General features: G+C 62.9%; 14 protein-coding genes and 1 pseudogene. 8 read left to right on the top strand and 7 right to left on the bottom strand.

All coding sequences use genetic code 11. The features are described from left to right. Positions 1-76: 76 nt before the first annotated feature. From NMB96_RS01130 to NMB96_RS01110, 5 genes are all read left to right on the top strand, one after another. Complete coding sequence (locus NMB96_RS01130; protein ID WP_255085981.1) at positions 77-826, top strand: hypothetical protein; 750 nt, start codon at positions 77-79, stop codon at positions 824-826. A gap of 52 nt (positions 827-878) precedes the next feature. Then, entirely contained in the window at positions 879-1,859 is a 981-nt protein-coding gene (locus NMB96_RS01125; protein WP_183086593.1) for an IS5 family transposase, read from the top strand. Between the two features lie 94 nt (positions 1,860-1,953). Then, positions 1,954-2,778 (top strand): N-acetylmuramoyl-L-alanine amidase, encoded by an 825-nt coding sequence (locus tag NMB96_RS01120; RefSeq protein ID WP_255085980.1) that lies wholly within the window; start codon positions 1,954-1,956, stop codon positions 2,776-2,778. An 84-nt stretch (positions 2,779-2,862) separates the two neighbouring features. After that, entirely contained in the window at positions 2,863-3,753 is an 891-nt protein-coding gene (locus NMB96_RS01115; RefSeq protein WP_255085979.1) for a baseplate assembly protein, read from the top strand. Beyond that, positions 3,746-4,294 carry a phage tail protein I gene (locus NMB96_RS01110; RefSeq protein WP_183086661.1) on the top strand — a complete coding sequence of 183 codons (549 nt, stop codon included), beginning with the start codon at positions 3,746-3,748 and terminating at the stop codon, positions 4,292-4,294. The genes NMB96_RS01115 and NMB96_RS01110 overlap by 8 nt, the downstream gene beginning before the upstream one ends. A 290-nt stretch (positions 4,295-4,584) precedes the next feature. On the opposite strand, the gene NMB96_RS01105 is transcribed toward NMB96_RS01110, so the two are convergent. Beyond that, complete coding sequence (locus tag NMB96_RS01105) at positions 4,585-4,737, bottom strand: hypothetical protein (protein ID WP_183086662.1); 153 nt, start codon at positions 4,735-4,737, stop codon at positions 4,585-4,587. Here NMB96_RS01105 and NMB96_RS23655 point away from each other — a divergent pair. Both NMB96_RS23655 and NMB96_RS01100 read left to right on the top strand, forming a co-directional pair. Next, a pseudogene (locus NMB96_RS23655) lies at positions 4,670-5,140 on the top strand (glycine-rich domain-containing protein); the annotation flags it as partial. The gene NMB96_RS01105 and the pseudogene NMB96_RS23655 sit on opposite strands and share 68 nt — an antisense overlap. A 148-nt stretch (positions 5,141-5,288) precedes the next feature. Next, positions 5,289-5,927 carry a response regulator gene (locus NMB96_RS01100; RefSeq protein WP_024938967.1) on the top strand — a complete coding sequence of 213 codons (639 nt, stop codon included), beginning with the start codon at positions 5,289-5,291 and terminating at the stop codon, positions 5,925-5,927. A gap of 113 nt (positions 5,928-6,040) precedes the next feature. Here the strand turns inward: NMB96_RS01100 and NMB96_RS01095 are convergent, their stop codons facing one another. Further along, positions 6,041-8,161 (bottom strand): TonB-dependent receptor, encoded by a 2,121-nt coding sequence (locus tag NMB96_RS01095; RefSeq protein WP_255085976.1) that lies wholly within the window; start codon positions 8,159-8,161, stop codon positions 6,041-6,043. Positions 8,162-8,522: 361 nt separating this feature from the next. Between NMB96_RS01095 and NMB96_RS01090 the strand changes: the two genes are divergently transcribed. Then, positions 8,523-9,425: a LysR family transcriptional regulator gene (locus NMB96_RS01090; RefSeq protein WP_255085975.1), complete on the top strand. Its 903-nt coding sequence runs from the start codon at positions 8,523-8,525 to the stop codon at positions 9,423-9,425. Here NMB96_RS01090 and NMB96_RS01085 read toward each other — a convergent pair. The 5 genes from NMB96_RS01085 to NMB96_RS01065 all read right to left on the bottom strand — a co-directional run bounded on the left by NMB96_RS01085 (position 9,417) and on the right by NMB96_RS01065 (position 16,767). Next, complete coding sequence (locus NMB96_RS01085; protein ID WP_255086912.1) at positions 9,417-10,184, bottom strand: substrate-binding domain-containing protein; 768 nt, start codon at positions 10,182-10,184, stop codon at positions 9,417-9,419. The two genes, NMB96_RS01090 and NMB96_RS01085, sit on opposite strands and share 9 nt — an antisense overlap. 8 nt (positions 10,185-10,192) lie before the next feature. Beyond that, complete coding sequence (gene tcuC, locus NMB96_RS01080) at positions 10,193-11,542, bottom strand: MFS transporter (RefSeq protein WP_255085974.1); 1,350 nt, start codon at positions 11,540-11,542, stop codon at positions 10,193-10,195. Positions 11,543-11,755: 213 nt separating this feature from the next. Next, positions 11,756-12,676 (bottom strand): N-acetylmuramoyl-L-alanine amidase-like domain-containing protein, encoded by a 921-nt coding sequence (locus NMB96_RS01075; protein WP_023905052.1) that lies wholly within the window; start codon positions 12,674-12,676, stop codon positions 11,756-11,758. Between the two features lie 34 nt (positions 12,677-12,710). Then, complete coding sequence (locus NMB96_RS01070) at positions 12,711-15,356, bottom strand: hybrid sensor histidine kinase/response regulator (protein WP_255085973.1); 2,646 nt, start codon at positions 15,354-15,356, stop codon at positions 12,711-12,713. Between the two features lie 238 nt (positions 15,357-15,594). Next, on the bottom strand, positions 15,595-16,767 hold the full coding sequence (locus NMB96_RS01065) for an OprO/OprP family phosphate-selective porin (protein WP_043889421.1): 1,173 nt from the start codon (positions 16,765-16,767) through the stop codon (positions 15,595-15,597). Between the last annotated feature and the right edge of the window lie 14 nt (positions 16,768-16,781).

The following is a 16,781-nucleotide window of genomic DNA, read 5'->3' as shown; positions in this document are numbered from 1 at the left end:
AGTTTGCCCTTGGGGAGGCAACGGAGTGCTGCAGCGACCCGGGGCTTTCCCATCCCCCGAAATCATGGAGTGATTTATGAAGCGTTTCTTTCAAGGCAAGTCAGTAAGGCTGCTCCCCGAACTTCGCTACGCGTGCGCAGCTGTCGCGATATCAGCAGCACTGACAATTGGCTCGCCGGTGCTCGCAAGCCCTGCTACCCCTAGCATGGCAAGCCTGACTACTCAACAAAAGGCAGACCTCAGTAAGATGCTGACGGCTGAACTTCAGCAGGTGGTCAACAAGCAAAAGAGGCTTCCAGGACAGAAAGTACAGCCGATTGCCGTGCGACTTGATAGTCAGACTTCAACTGTGATGATTGAGATGGGCCGCGACTTCATCCCGAAGGGCGACAAGTACATCTCAGGAGATGTGGAAGAACAACTCCATCAACTCGAAGTAGTGGCGTTCCAGATAGTGGGCGATTCCTTTGTCGTCGAAGGCACTACCTTTACATTCGGCGGCGTACCTGGGGACAAATTGTTCGCGCCCACGGAATGGAAGCCCGAACACCTGAGGAATAAAACAACCGTAAACCCTTCTGCTGATGCGGACAGTCCAGTGGTTGTGTCTGCGGGACATGGGCGAACCAAGGTAACCGGTGGATGGGGATGGCAGCGACTTGCAATTAACGGCTGGCATGAGGATGTCGACAACCCAACGCTAGCATCGAAACTCGCAGAATTTCTTCGCACACGATCCGACGAAACGATAACATTTCCTCGATCCACATCCGCAACCATCGAAGGGCAGACCAAGCTGCCATGGTGGCAGCTAGGGAACCTCTGAACAACGCACCACAGATACGCGACACTACCCGCCTGATGTTGAGGAGTGATCCATGCAACTGACGTTCGGTGACGCTGAGGGCCTGGGCAAGCGCAAGCAGACCCGGCGCGAGATCTTTCTGGCCGAGATGGAGCAGGTGGTTCCGTGGCAGCAACTGCTCGGTCTGATCGCGCCGCACTATCCGGTATCGGGCCGGCCAGGTCGGCAGCCGTACGCACTGGCGACGATGTTGCGGATTCATCTGCTGCAGCAGTGGTATGCGCTGAGCGATCCGGCGATGGAAGAAGCACTGCACGAGATCCCGACCTTGCGGCGGTTTGCCCAGCTCGGTGGCTTGGACAACGTTCCGGACGAGACCACGATTCTCAACTTTCGGCGCCTGCTGGAGACCCATGGCCTTGCCGCGCGGATGCTGGAAGCGGTCAACGCGCATCTGGCGCGCAAGGGCCAGAGCCTGCGGTCGGGCACGATCGTCGATGCGACGCTGATCGCGGCGCCCAGTTCGACCAAGAATGCCGACAACGCGCGCGACCCTGAGATGCATCAGACCAAGAAGGGCAATCAGTGGTATTTCGGGATGAAGGCGCACATCGGCGTGGATGAATTTTCCGGGTTGGTGCACCACGTCCATTGCACAGCCGCCAACGTCGCCGATGTCACGGTGATGCACACGTTGCTGCATGGCAAAGAAGACAGCGTGTTCGGCGATAGCGGCTACACCGGTGCGGACAAACGCGAAGAACTGCAGGCCTGCAAGGCTGCATTCTTCATCGCCGCCAGGCCCTCGACGATGCAAGCCCTCGGCAACAAACGCGAGCGTGCTCGGGAAAGACGTTGGGAACACTTCAAGGCCAGTGTGCGCGCGAAGGTGGAGCATCCATTCCGGGTGATCAAGCGCCAGTTCGGCTACACCAAGGTCCGCTATCGCGGCCTGGCCAAGAACACCGCGCAGGTGCTGACCTTGTTTGCGCTATCGAACCTGTGGATGAAGCGAAAGCAGTTACTGCCGACGATGGGGAACGTGCGCCTGTAACCCGGGCAACACCCTGCAAACGCGCCGGAAACGGCAAAAAAATCGAGGATCTGAGCGCCGTCAGCCTGGTCGATGTGGTTAGGCTCATCCTCCGATGCCGTTGATCAGACCATCCCTAGCTGCCAAATACCACTTGGCGCGGATTTTACCCAAGGAAACAAACATCTGGAATAGCCCTGACGTAACCTCAGAGAAGGACAAGGATATTCATTCTCGACCAAGATATGCCCGCTATCTAAATGCAAAAGCAATTATAAGTTTGCACACTGATGCAACAGATGACACGACAGTGAGGGGCACCAGAGTTATCTACCAAACTGGCAGCACACCGAGTCAAGAGCTGGCGGCAGCAATATCCTGCTCAATGAAAGAAATCATTAACGCTACCCCGGGGTACGAAACCTGGCGAGTAAACACTCCAACAGGAGGAAACTACGGGGAGAACAGAGAAGCTGTTGAGGTTCCGGCAAATATAATTGAAGTTGGCTTTCACTCAAACCCACAAGATGCCGCAGCTTTTAGAGACACTGCATTCCAAGAAGCAGCCATGAAGGGAATTGAGAAGGGCTACAGAGTCAACAGAGACGGAAAAACCTGCGTCCCTCAGAAAATCACCTCTGTACCCAAAGCAGTCGCAAACTTGAATGGCCCTAAGCTTCAAGTACCGATCACGTTTGTTGGGAATCCGCAATTCCCCGTTAAGCGGGTCCGAAAGATCACGAACTGCCCTGCCGGATGGACCTGCCCAGATGATGTATTCACTTATGAACAAGAGCAGGCAACTCCGTTCAATACGACATGGTGGTGCAACGGTCCTACCGACACCAAGACTCAAGTCGTAGACGTATTGGTGACCTTAGAAGACGCTGACGGTGTTAAGAGCGAGTTCAAAACGAACTTTACCTGCAAAGCAGCTTAATTCCGTAGCCAGGCAACATACATAGATAGATCGTAGTCGCTCAAGTCCACGCGCGAACAATTAAACTTCGCACGTGGACCTCCTATGGCCTCTTTCACTGCTGTCGATCTTTCAAAACTTCAAGCGCCAGACCTCATCGAGGCTCTGGACTTCGAGACGATATTTACCCAGGCGATTGCCCAGTTTCGGAAGCTGCTGCCGGAATTTTCCGCACTCACCGAAGCCGATCCGGTCTACAAGCTCCTGCAGCTATTCGCAGCCCGCGAGCTGCTGATCCGCCAGCGCGCCAACGACAAGGCGCAGCAGACGATGCTGGCCTTCGCGACCGGCACCAACCTCGATCACTTGGGCGCATTGTTTGGCGTCGCGCGCCTGGTGCTCGATCCAGGGCAGCCGGAGAACGGCACCCCACCGACCTACGAGTCGGACGTGGACTTCCGCCGCCGGATCCAGCTGGCGCCGGAGGGCTTCAGTGTTGCTGGCCCCGAGGGCGCGTACATCTATCACGCACTCAGCGCGGCTGCAGACGTCATGGACGCCAGCGCGACCAGTCCAGCGCCTGGTCAAGTCCTGGTCACGGTCCAATCGCGCACGGGCGATGGCACGGCTCCCCAGGCATTGTTGGACGAGGTCGCTGCCATCCTCACCAACGACGACGTGCGCCCGCTGACCGACAATGTCACGGTCCAAAGCGCCCAGATCGTCCCGTATGCCATTCGTGGGCGCGTCTACACCTACGCTGGCCCCGACTCGGCGGTGGTCATGCGCGAGGCGATGCGCAGCCTGCAGGCGTATCTGGACGAGGCACACCGCATCGGTCGCGACGTACCCGAGTCGGCCATCAAGGCAAAGCTATTCGCAGATGGCGTGCAGCGCATGGAGCTGGACTTGCCTGCAGCCGACATTCGGATCAGCCGCACGCAGGCTGCGTACTGCACATCAATCGACATCGTGCACGCCGGCATTGATGAGTAACTCCCCGCTGCCGCCCAATGCCACGCCGATGGAGCGCGCCCTGGCCGCCGTTGCGGCGCGCCTGGAAGCGATCCCGTTGCCATATCCAGACCTGTGGAATCCGGACACGTGCCCAGCCGGCCATCTGCCGTGGCTGGCGTGGACGCTCTCGGTTGACGACTGGAAGGCCGACTGGAGCGATGCGGTCAAGCGCTCGCGCTTACGCAGCGCCATGGTGATCCAGCGCCGCAAGGGCACAGCCAACAGCGTCCGCATGGTGGTTGCCTCGTTCGGGGGTGCGGTGACCATCCGCGAGTGGTGGCAGCAGCAGCCACGCGGCCAGCCGCATACCTTCGAGCTGACGCTCACGCTCAATGGATCCGATGGGCGGGCTGCGAGCGCTCGATTTGTCGATGAGGTCATCGCCGAGGTTGAGCGCACCAAGCCCGTTCGCTCGCACTTCGGCTTCGTGCAGGGGCTGCAAGCCACCGGCAACGTCACGCTGGCCACCGGTATTCGCATCATCAACTACCGCCGTCTGTCGATGACGGCGCAGGGATAAGCCATGGCATTACAACTGGTTCTCACCACCGCTGGTCGTGCAGCGCTGATCAACGCCGAGAAGAACGGCACCAATGCCGTCAAGGTGTCCAGCATCGGTTTCACTGCGGCCGCATTCGCTGCAACGGGATACCTGAAGACAGTCCCAGGCCAGCACCTGACGCTCTCAAGCATCTCAGGCGGCACCACGTCGTCCACCACCATCCACGTCACTGTCAGCGACACGAGCCGGGCAACCTATGAGGTTCGCGGCTTTGGGCTGTACTTGGAGAACGGCACGCTGCTGGGCAGCTATTCCCAGCCCGAGCTGATCATGGAAAAGGGCGCTGCCTCGGACCTGCTGATGTCGGCCGACATCCTGTTCTCCGGCGTCACCGTGTCTTCGGTGACGTTCGGCAGTGCCAACTTCACCAACCCGGCCGCGACCACCGAGAAGGAAGGCATCGTCGAACTTGCCACGCGCGCAGAGACCATTGCAGGCACAGATGCGCAACGTGCCGTCACACCCGACGCTTTGAAAGCAGAGATCGACAGCCGCAGTGGCCGTGCGCGCTTTGAGGCATCCGGAACTTTCGTTGTTCCGGAAGGGGTAACTGCGATCTACGTCAGCGCCTGTGCGGGCGGCGACGGTGGAGGAGGTGGTGCAACGCGGGCCGAGAAAGTCCTTGGGTCAGCGAGCTACACCGCGACCGGTGGCGGCGGTGGTGGCGCTGGACAATCGATTCAGCGCGTGCGCTTCGCGGTTGCGCCTGGCACCAGCGTCCCGATCGTCATCGGTGCCGGTGGGTCCGCTGGCGCAGGCTCAAGGACGGACGGGACAAACGGCGTAGCCGGCAGTGCAGGCGGAGCAACCGTTATCGGCAATCTCGTCACCCTGGCTGCAGGTCAAGGCGGGCCGTGGTGGGCTTGCTGGTGCAACGCAAGTGGGCGAGCGCGCCTGCTGCATGCCTGTCCCATCGCGGGAAAGCGACACGTCCATGTGCCAGACTTGGCGCATGGCCGATCTCACCATCCTCGTCGCCGACGACCACCCGCTGTTCCGTGCCGCCGTGATCCACGTGCTGCAGCAGACCTTGCCGCAGGCCGATGTGGTGGAAGCCTCCAGCGCCGCCACGCTGAGCGCCATGCTGCGCTCGCACCCGCAGGCCGAGCTGGTGCTGCTGGACCTGGCGATGCCGGGCGCACGCGGCTTCTCGGCGCTGTTGCACGTGCGTGGCGAGCACCCGGACATCCCGGTGGTGGTGATCTCTTCCAACGATCACCCACGCGTGATCCGGCGCGCACAGCAGTTCGGCGCGGCCGGCTTCATTCCCAAATCCACCCCGGCCGAATCGATCGGCACCGCGGTGGCCAGCGTGCTGGAGGGCGGCACCTGGTTCCCGCCGATGACCGCCGAGCGTTCCGAGGCCGACGCGCAACTGGCCTCCAAACTCGCCCAGCTCACCCCGCAACAGTTCCGCGTCTTGCTGAGCTTGGCCGACGGCCTGCTCAACAAGCAGATCGCGCACGAGCTGGGTCTGGCCGAGAACACCGTCAAGGTGCACGTCACCGCAATCCTGAAAAAGCTGGATTGCTACAGCCGCACGCAGGCGGCGGTACTGGTCAAGGCATTGGAGCCGGAAGGCGAGGGCTGAGCAGATCGCTTCAGTCAGGCCTTTGAAGCGGCCACGCATTCACCGCGTTCGCAACAGCACGCTTGCGCAGACCCATCGCGCGCAAGCGTGCAGCCGACGATGCCGCGACAGCATCAAAAATCCAGCGAATACCCCAGCGTAAACGTACGGCCACGGCCGGCGAAGTAGCGCAGCGGTTCGACCAGGGCCGATTGCGAGTAGTAGGTGATGTACTGCTTGTCGAACAGATTGGACACACCCATGCGCAGCGCACCGCGCGGCAACGCGTAGTTGAACGTCGCATCCACCAGCGTGTAGCCGCTGAAGCGCTTGTCGGCCTCGTCGAAGGATTGGCTGAAGGCATGCTGGGCCTGCACGAACGAGGAGAATTTCGGCGTCCACTGCGCCGACCACGAGGCGATCACGCGATTGGGCGCCACGTTGAGGCCATCCAGGCGGGCATCCAGCTGCCCATCGTTGTCGCTGTCGTAGCGGCCACGCGTGTACGCGTACGACAGGCGCAGGCGATGCGCCGCATCCAGGCGATACCCCAGGCTGGCGTCCATGCCCTGCACGCGGGTTTTCTCGCGGCTCATCATGAAGGCGCCATTGATCGGCACCACACGCGTGCCCAGATCCGAGTTGGACTGGAAGTAGCTCAGGTCCGCATCGAAGGCGCCGCGCGTTAGGCGGGTGCCGGCTTCCACGCTCTTGGTCAGGATCGGTTCCAGCGTGCTCAGGTTGGCCACGCGCGTGCCCGGCGTATTGATCGCGCGCAGCACGCGGCCCACGTCCGGCATGCCGAAACCTTCGGAATAGCTGGTGAAAAAGCTCACGCCTTCGAGCGGCGTGTAGACCAGGCCGGTGTTGTACAGCGTCTGGTTGAAGTCGAGCGTGCCGCCTTCGACATCGACCCGGTTGTAGCGCCACAGCGTCTGGTAGCTGTCGATCTTCAACTCGGCTTCTTCGCGGCGCACGCCGGCGTGCAAGGTGAGCGTGGGAAGCAGCTTGTATTCGCCCTGCACGAACAGCGAAAGATTGCGATAGTCCGACTCGGGCACGTAGGTGCGCCCGGTGCCGTAGAGATCCTGCTTGCCGGTATCGGCCAGCAGGTCGACGCCGCCGGTGAGCTTGAGCCGGCCATCGAGCAGATCGTCCTTGGTCAGGCTGATCTTGCTGCCCCATTTGGAGGCCACCGAACGCGATTGGTCGTACAGCGTGCCGACTGGCGCGATGCGCGGGTCCTGAAACGTTGACGAATTGTCGGCGCCGAACAGCCCTTCGAATTCCTGGTTGAACACCATCGCGCTCAGCTGCATGCCGGCCAGATCGTCATCGGTGTACGACAGGCTGGAGGTCAGCACATCGTTCCACGGCGCGGTGCCTTGCGGGGTGCCGCGCACCGAGGTGGTGGGCAGGCCTTGCGCACGGTTGCCGGCGATGCCGATGTAGTCGTTGTCGTTCTTGATGCGGTAGCGGTTGACGCTGACGCTCAGGTGCTGCGCATCGGTGAGCGCGTAGCCGAGCTTGGCCAGCACGTCGTAGCTCTTGGAGGTCATCAGGTCGCCCTGGGTGTTGTCGGCACCGATCGGCCGGCCTTGTCCGTCCACATACAGACCTTGGTCGCTGTAGCTGGCCGAGAGCAGGTAATCGAGCTTGTCCGTGCGGCCGTCCACGCGGTAGCGCGTCTCGACGCTTGCGGTTTCTGCACGCGTTTCCGAGGTGGGCGCGGTGGCCTGTACGTCGACGTGCTGGTTGAGCTCACCGTCCTGCGGACGCCGGGTGATGATGTTGATTGTGCCGCCGGTGGCGCCCAGGCCGTTGATCGCGTTGGCGCCCTGGATCACTTCGATGCGCTCGACCATCGCATAGTCGATGGTGTGCGCTTCGCGCCCGGTGGGGCGGATCGGATTGGACTGCGGCACGCCGTCGATCAGGATCAACGGCGTGCGCCCGCGCAGCGTTTCGCCGCTGCCATTCATCTTGCCGCGGCTGGGCGTGTACGAGGGAATCAGGTTGGCGAGCACGTCGGACGAGTTGCTTGAGATGGTCAGCTGTTGCTGGATCTGCGCCTTGTCGATGATCAGCACCGTCTGCGGCGACTCGGCCACGGTCATGTTGGAGCGCGAGGCGGCAACCACCACCGTGTCCAGCGTATCGGTGACATCCGATTGTGCGGACGCGGTGGCAGAGGCGAGCAGGCAGAGCGAGGCAAGCAGCGGCATACCGGCCGATGCGGAGACGGGAGATTTCATCAGGCAAGGAACTCCAAAACGCGGCGGCACGCGTGCGAGACACGCAAGCCGGGGCGAAAGTGACGATCAAATGGGAATCATTATCGATATTCTAGCAGGCGCGGGCGCCACGGCGTCCGGCATGCCGCTCTGCTGCGAGCATGCGACCGCACGCCTTGGCAGCACCGTTACGCTGCCGGAGCACTGCGATGCGAGTGCAGGCAATCGCTGTGCTCAGCAGCGTGTGGACGCCTAGCTCGACGACGTTCTGCACGCACGCTGCAAGCCGTGCGCGATGCGTCTGCCCGGGCATGCTCGCGCAGCAAAGCAGGCAACTGTCTATGCTATGCCGACCGCCATCGAACATCGCAGTTGCGGCCCCGTGACCATCAAATTCGACCTCAACGATCTACAGGCATTCCGCGCGGTTGCCGAAAACGGCAGCTTTCGCCGCGCCGCCGAACGGATACGGATCACGCAGCCGGCGCTCAGCCGCAGGATCGACAAACTCGAGTCGGCGTTGAACGTCAAGTTGTTCGAGCGTACGACGCGCAAGGTGGCGCTCACCACGGTCGGCCAGGCTTTCATGCCGCAGGTCGAGCGCATGCTCGACGATCTGGATCTGGCGTTGATGAGCATCGGCGATGCCGGATCGAGCAGGATGGGCACGGTGACCGTGGCGTGCGTGCCGTCGGCGGCGTACTACTTCATGCCGCAGGCGATTCACGGGCTGCATCAGCTGTTTCCGAAAATCCGCATCCGGCTGTTCGACGGCAGCGCCAGTCATGTCAGTGCGGCAGTGGCCTCCGGAGAAGCGGATTTCGGCGTCAGCTTCAGCGGCAACCTGGCACAGGAGGTCGAGTTCGAGCCGTTGCTGCAGGAGCGCTATGTAATCGCATGCCGCCACGACCATCCCTTGTCCCGGCGCGAACAGGTCAGCTGGCAGGAGGCTTATGGCCACGACTACATCACGCTGGACAAGACATCGGGCAATCGGCTGGTGTTCGATCGGGCGCTGTCTGCCTTTACGCCGGACCGGCCCAGCATCTGCGAAACCCGCCATGTCACCACCTTGCTGGGGCTGGTGGAAGCAGGCGTCGGCATTGCCGCGGTTCCTTCGATCGCAATGCCCTCCAGCCCGCATCCGTTGCTGGCGGCGGTGCCGCTGGTCGAACCGGAGGTGGTGCGGAATGTCGGGATGCTCAAACGCCTTGGACGCACGCTGACACCTGCCGCGCTCGAACTGGCTGCATTGGTGCGACGGATGCCCGCGCGCTCACGGTGAGACCGGATCCAGCCCGGTCGCACGCGCGACCGCTTGCGCCTCACGCGACTGCAGGTAGGCAAGCAGGCGCTTTGCCGCTTGCGGATGCGCCGCAGTGACCGGCACACCCGCCGCATAGCGCGTGACCGACTGCAGCGGCTCGGGGATCTTGCCGACGAAATCCACGCCTGCCACCGGAAGCAGTTCGGCCACTTGCTGAAAGCCGAGCTGGTAGCTGCCGTTGGCCACCACCGCGCCCACCGGGATGCGCTCGATCTTGCGGCTCTTGGCCATCATCGGGCCTTCGATCTGCAGCCGCTTGAACAGCGTGGTCTCGATGTAGACGCCACTGGCGCTGTCGGAGTAGGCGACGGAATCGGCCTGCAGCAGCGCCTTCTTGAACTGTGCGACATTGCCGATCTTCGGCTTGCGTGCGCCGCTGCGCACCACCATGCCGATCCTGGAATCGGCCAGCTCCACCCGCGATGCGGGGTCCACCACTCCTGCATCGATCAGCTTCTGCAGCGCACTGCCCACCATGATCACCACATCGGCATGCTCGCCACGTAGGAGCCGGCTGGGAATGGATTGCGGCGTCTGGCCCATCGAAGGGCCGTGCAGCGTCTCGAGCGTCGTGCCGGTGTGCGTGCTGTACTGCGGCGCCAGGCGTTCGAAGGCGGCAGTGAAGCCGCCCGAGGTCATCACGGTCAGATCCTGCGCGCCTGCGGCCGGCGGCAGCAGGGCAGTGGCGACAACCGCACCCAGCCATTTTTTCCACACGGCCCGTATCATTTCGCCGCTCCCGCAGCAGCATCGAGGCCGGTCGCTGTCGCTGCGTTGCCATGGCGTCGGTAGAGAAACAGCGTTGCCAACAGCGCGCACACGGACGCGAACACCAGCCAGTAGCCAGGGGCGGCCTTGTCGCCGGTGACATGGATCAACCAGGTGGACATCACCGGCGTAAAGCCGCCAAAGACCGCCGTGGCCAGGCTGTAGGCGAGCGAAAATCCCGCCACCCGTAGATGCGCCGGCATGAGCTCGGTGAGTGCAGGAATCATGGCGCCGTTGTAGATGCCGTAGATGAAGGACAGCCACAGCAGCGCCTGCAACATGTGCGCAAAGCTCGGTGCGGCGGCCAGGAACGCGAGTACCGGATACGCGCTCAGTACGCATACCACCGCCATGGTCACCAGCAGTGGCTTGCGGCCGAACCGGTCGCTGAGCGCGCCGCCAATCGGCAGCCAGATGAAGTTGGAGATGCCGACCAGCAGCGTCACGATCAATGCGTCGCCGGTGCTGAGTTTGAGCACGCTCTTGCCGAAGGTCGGTGCGTAGACGGTGATCAGATAGAACGCGGTCGTGGTCAGCGCCACCATCAACCCGCCGGCGATCACGGTGCCGGCATTGTTAGCCAGCCCGCGCATCACCTGCTGCATCGTGACGCGCTGCGTGCGCTGCGCGAACGCCGCAGTCTCTTCCAGGCTGCGCCGCAGCAAGAAGATGAAGGGGATGATGACGCAACCGATGGCAAAGGGAATCCGCCAGCCCCATTGCGCCAGATCCTGCGGCGCCATGAGCTGGTTGAGCGCATACCCGATGGCTGCCGCAGCGACGATGGCCACCTGCTGGCTGGCCGATTGCCAGCTCGCATAGAAGCCACGCCGCCCCGGCGTCGCCATCTCGGCCAGATACACCGACACGCCGCCCATTTCGGCACCCGCCGAAAAGCCTTGCAGCAACCGCCCGAGCAATACCAAGGCCGGTGCCCACAAACCGATGCTGGCATAGCCGGGCACCAGCACGATCAGGACGGTGCCGCTGGCCATGATTGCCAGGGTGACGATCAGGCCCTTGCGGCGGCCCACATCATCGATATACGCGCCCAGGATCACTGCACCCAGTGGACGCATCAAAAAGCCTGCGCCAAACACCGCGAAAGTCATCATCAACGAAGCGAATTCGTTGTTTGCCGGGAAGAACACCGCAGCGATCTGCGTTGCGTAGAAACCGAACAGGAAAAAGTCGAACTGCTCAAGAAAGTTGCCCGAGGTCACCCTCAGCACCATTCCCAGTTTCGACTGCCCCTTTGCCTCAAGGCTGGAAGTCTGCATAGATCGCCCTCCACGACAGGTATGCATGTGCGGAACATCTGAGGCGATCGATTCTGGTGGAGATGGCCGATGTTGATAATTGCTGCTTTCTCATCGACTGATGCAGGTTGAACATCAGCACGCACTGCAGCGGTGCTCGGCTCCCACGCGCGTCGATGCGGCAGGCGCGGCGCGTGCGGCAGCTGCGGCCAGAGACGCCGCCGGGCGCCGGCGCTTATCGAGCCTGGCAGTGGTGCGTGGTCACTTCTTGGCCCGATAGACAATGATGCCCGGGGTCCTCGCGACATACTCCATGAACGGAGAGTCCACGACTTTCATGTTTTCCTTGCGGGATGAGGCGTTGCGTAGCATCGGACCCTTGTCGGTCATGATGAAAAACCCGACGTGGGTGACGTCCAGCCCGGCCAGAGGCGTGTAGATGCCGATGTAATCGCCGGTACGCAACCGGCTGACAACCGTGCTGTCGACGCGTTCGGTGGGGATATAGGCGATGGTCCGGTCAACAACCGGCAGTCCTGGAAGATAATTGCTGCCGTCGGCTTTTCGGTTGAGCGCTTTGGTGACGCTGACGGCATTGGGGCTGACCACTGCGGTGATATCGGTGGCGAGCTCGTACGGTCTGTTGGCCCAATCGGTGAAGAAATGCTTGCGATGGGTAAAGCTGACTACGCCCTCGACGTAGCGGGTAAGCACCAGGTGATTGACGAAATCCTGCTGTGAGTAAGACTTTCGCGCCGCCTCGACGTAATCCAGATAAGTGAAGCAGTCCAATCCGGTGAAGTCGATGATCAGTTTCTCTGGCGTGGTGGCCGAGCCCTGCAAGACATGGTCGCGGTAGGGCGTGCCTAGAAATTCTGCCGAGATCGCGTCGATCAGGTGGCCGGGGCTTAAGCCCCTATGGTTTGAGGCCTGATCCAGCACGGCATTCAATTTATTGACCGTGTAGGGGTCCATGGTCGCGCGCGATGGCGGCGCTGGCTGCGTGACGCCGGAGGACGTTTCCGCCTGCGCTGGAAATCCCCCTGCGCAGCTCGCAAAGAGCAGTGACATCAGCAGCGGTAGCGTTGTCTTGAACATCGCATTTCCAGCTTTCGGGGGCAGGCTGCAATGGTCGAGCAGATTATGAGTCGCTGCACCAGCGATCACGAAGACGTGCTGCACGATCCGAACGTGGCATGTGTGGCCACGGGCAGCATCACCCACGCCGCAGCAACATCTGTGTCACCAGCGCACGCAGTGCCGGCGGGCGCACTGGTTTGGACAACAATCCCCAGCCCAGGTCCAGCGCATGCTCGCGCAGCGCGGGATCGGGTTCTGCGGTGACTAAAATTACGCGCGGTTCGCGTTGCCAGCGTTGCACCAACTGCGGCAGCAAGATGGGGCCGTAGTGCTCGCCCATGCGCACGTCCAGCAACAGCAGTTCCGGCACATCGTCGGCGTTGGCGGCGGCCAATGCATCGTCGGGGCCACCGGCAAAATCGACCCGGCATTCCCAGCGTTCGAGCAAGACGCGCGTGGCTTCGCACACGCGTGGCTCATCGTCCACGCACCAGACGCGGCAGCCGTGCAGAATCGGGTCGTTTGCGTTTTCTGCAGTGGTGGTGGGCGGCGGCAATTGCTTGGCGATGGCGGCACGCTCGCCCAGCGGCAGCGTTACCGAAAATACGCTGCCGCTCCCCAGCGTGGAGTGCAGGCCGATGCGGTGACCGAGCAGGCGGCCGATGCGTTCGACGATGGCAAGCCCCAGACCGGCGCCGCGATCGTTGGCCACGCCATCGTCCAGGCGGCGGAATTCTTCGAAGATCTCATGCTGCAGTGTTTCGGGAATGCCGGGCCCTTGATCGTGCACTTCGATGCGCAGCCAGCCGCCACGGCGACGACAGCCAATCAGCACCCGCCCACGCGGGGTGTAGCGGATGGCATTGGAGAGAAAGTTCTGCAGGATGCGCCGCAGCAGGTTTTCATCGCTCAACACCACCGCCGAGGTGGGCACCCAATCCAGCACCAGGCCGCGGTCTTCGGCCAGGATGCCGAACTCGCGTGCCAGCGTTTCCAGCAGCGGGGCGATGGCGAAATCGCGTACCTGGGTTTTCAGGCTGCCCGCTTCCAGCCGCGAGATATCCAGCAGGCTGTTGAGGATGGCGTCCTGCGCGGCCAGCGCGCCTTCGATGTTGTCGACCACGCGCGCGCTGCCGGTCTCGCGCACTTGCCCGCGCAACACCGAGACGAACATGCGCGCGGCGTTGAGCGGCTGCAGCAGGTCGTGCACGGCCGAGGCGACGAAGCGGGTCTTGTAGCGGTTGGCGCTCTCGGCCTCGCGCTTGGCGGCGGCCAGATCGCGGGTGCGTTCGGCCACGCGGTGTTCCAGCGCGTCGGCCAACGAGCGCAGTTCGCGCGCGGCGTTCTTGTAGCTGGTGATGTCGGCGTAACTGGTGACGAAGCCGCCATCGGGCAGCGGATTGCCGCGGATTTCCAGCACCGTGCCATCTTCTTTCTCGCTCTCGCGCATATGCGGTTTGCCGCTGCGCAAGTGGTTCAAACGGCGCTCGATCGCCGCTTCGATCGGCCCCGGACCGAGCAAGCCGCGGCGTGCATTGAAGCGGAACAGGTCTTCGATCGGGCGGCCGATCTTGAGCAACTCGGGCGGGAAGCGGAACAGCTCCACATAGCGCGAATTCCACGCCACCAGATTGAGCGCATCGTCGATCACCACCACGCCTTGCGGCAGGTGTTCCAGGCTGCGGCTCAAGCCGGCATTGGCCTGCTGCGCGGCGGTGACCACGCCATCCTGGGCGGTGCGCAGTTCTTCGGCGTGTTGTTGCAGCAGTGTTTCCAGTTCGTCCCGGCTGCGCTGACGCAAAGCCGCCAGCCGCCGCCGTTGCTGCACGAACAACCACAGCAAGGCCAGTGCCAGCCATGCACCGGCGGCGGCAATCGCAGCGGCGCGGCCGGCCGCTGCGCTGGCGCGGGTGTCGTGCAGCAGATGTAGGCGCCAGCCGCTTTCGGGCACTTCCAGGGTCTGCCACAGCACCGGGCCGGCGAGCGCTGGCTCGCGGACCTCGGTCAATACGCCACCGTTGCCGGTCTGCTCGATCAGCCGGCGCTGCAACGGCAGCAATCCCTGGTCGGCGTACTGGCGGGTGCTCTGCAATTCGCTGCGATCGCGCAGGCTGAGCGGTGCCAGCATGCGATAGCGCCACTCGGGGCGGCTGGCCAGAAACACCACGTCGTGCGCATCGGAGGCCAGCACGATGTCCGGGGTCTGCAGCCATTCGCGTTCCAGCGCAGCCAGCGCGATCTTGATCACCACCACGCCCTGCACCTGCCCGGCAGAGTCGACGATGGCCTGCGAGAGGAAATACCCCGGCTCGCTGGTGGTCATGCCGATGCCGTAGAAGCTGCCGCTGCCGGTGGCCAGTGCCTGCTGGTAATACGGGCGGAACGCGTAGTCCACGCCCACATTGCTGCGCGGCGCGCGCCAGTTGCTGGCCGCCAACGCGATACCACTGCGGTCGATCACCGTCAGCGTGGACGATTGGGTGACGTTGTTGGCGCGTTCGAGTTTGTCGTTGAGCTGTTCCACCTGCGCGGCCGACAACGGCCCGGACACCGCAGCGCGCAGCTCCGGGTCCAGCGCCAGAATCTGCGGCAAGGTGCGATAACGATCGATACGCTGCTGCAAGGCCTGCGCATACAGCCGCAGCTGACGCCGCACGGTGGCGCTTTCGTCGCGCAAGGCGTTCTGCTCGACAAAATGCCCGGCCGCGAACATGGCCACCAACATGCCGCCCAGCACGATGGACAGCGTGAACAGCAGGCGGCGGCGTTGCGAGGCGTACATGCGGCAAGTATGGCTGTGCGCAGGTACATCGTGCAGCTATCGCCGCGGATATCCGCCCCCACGACCACCCCGCATGACCACCAAACAAGCCCCCGACAAACGACTGCGGCCGCATCCTCGGAAGGATGCGGCCGCAGAGGCACACACGCTGGTGTGCGTTACAGCATCACTGCGTTGAAGCGGCCAACAAAGACAACGCGCGGCCAACCAGGCCCGCGTTGCCTCTGCTCAACAGTGCTTAAAACTGCACCTGCGCACGCAGTTCCATCACGTGCGGGGTCTCATGCACGCCATTGCGCGAGGAATCCACCCAGCTGTAGTTGGCCTGCATCTTGAAGTGGCTGGTGAGGTACCAGTTGGCGCCAATGGTGGTGTCGTGCTGGCGGCCGCCGTGGACGTTGTTGTCTTCCAGATTCAGACGGCTGTAACGGGCGGTCAGCTCGACCGCGCCGTAGTCGTGCGCCGGCTTGATATTGCCCGGGACGCCGCCGGCATAGGTGCGCGACTCGCCGGTCAGCGACCAGGTGCCGTAGAGGTACTGGCCCTGCGCGATGAAGTGCGGCTGGCCGGCATTACGCGCCACTTCGGCACGCAGCGCTTCGCTCTGCAGCGAGAACGGGCCGTGGATCCACACCGCTTCCACGCCGGTGCGGATCACGTGGTCCACATCGAGGATGGTGCCGGTGTCGATCAGACGCACGTCGGTCAGGCCGGCTTCCGGGCGGGCACGCAGGCGCACGCGCGGGCTGAAGGACACGCCGCGGCCGTCGCTGAAACCACGCGGGTTTTCGACCGAGCCGGCGATACCCAGATGCAGCACGTCGCCTTCGGCCTTGAACGGGGTCCATGCCGCATGCACGGCCTGGGTGGTGCCCGGGTTGTCGCCCTGCAGATCCTGGCCGCCGTACGCGCCGGCCTGCAGCAGGTACTGCTGACGCTCCAGCGTCCACTCCACACCGGTGCGGCGGCCCTGGAACACGGCCTGCACCGGCAGGCCCAGTTCCATGAAGCTGCCCGCACGCGAGCTCTGCACCGCTTCCAGACCCACCGGCACCTTCATGTAGCCCAGCCGCACGCGACCGTAGTCCTGGCCCAGCAGTGCCTTGGTCTCGAAGCGGAAGAACACGTCCAGCCACAGCTTGGCTTCGAAGTCGAAATACACCATGGCGTCGTAGGCGCCCTTCTTCTTGAGGGTGGCGCCGAATTCCTTGCGGCGGAAGTCGGTGCGGTCTTCCAGGCGGTCGTCGCCGGAGAAGTTGTTGTCGTCGTAGGCGTAGTTGCCGGTCAGACCCAGCTCGGTGCCATCACCGAAGGTGTACTTGGTCGGCCAGTTTTCGATCGAGGTGGCCGCATTGGCGGCAGCGGGCGCGGCGGCGATGGCCAACGCAAGAACGAGCGGATTGAGGCGCATAGGAATGATCTTCG

The organism is Xanthomonas hortorum, assembly GCF_024339125.1.
GTDB lineage: Bacteria > Pseudomonadota > Gammaproteobacteria > Xanthomonadales > Xanthomonadaceae > Xanthomonas > Xanthomonas hortorum.
Note: the sequence above shows the minus strand (reverse complement) of the source record. Positions and strands in the feature narration are given on the sequence as shown.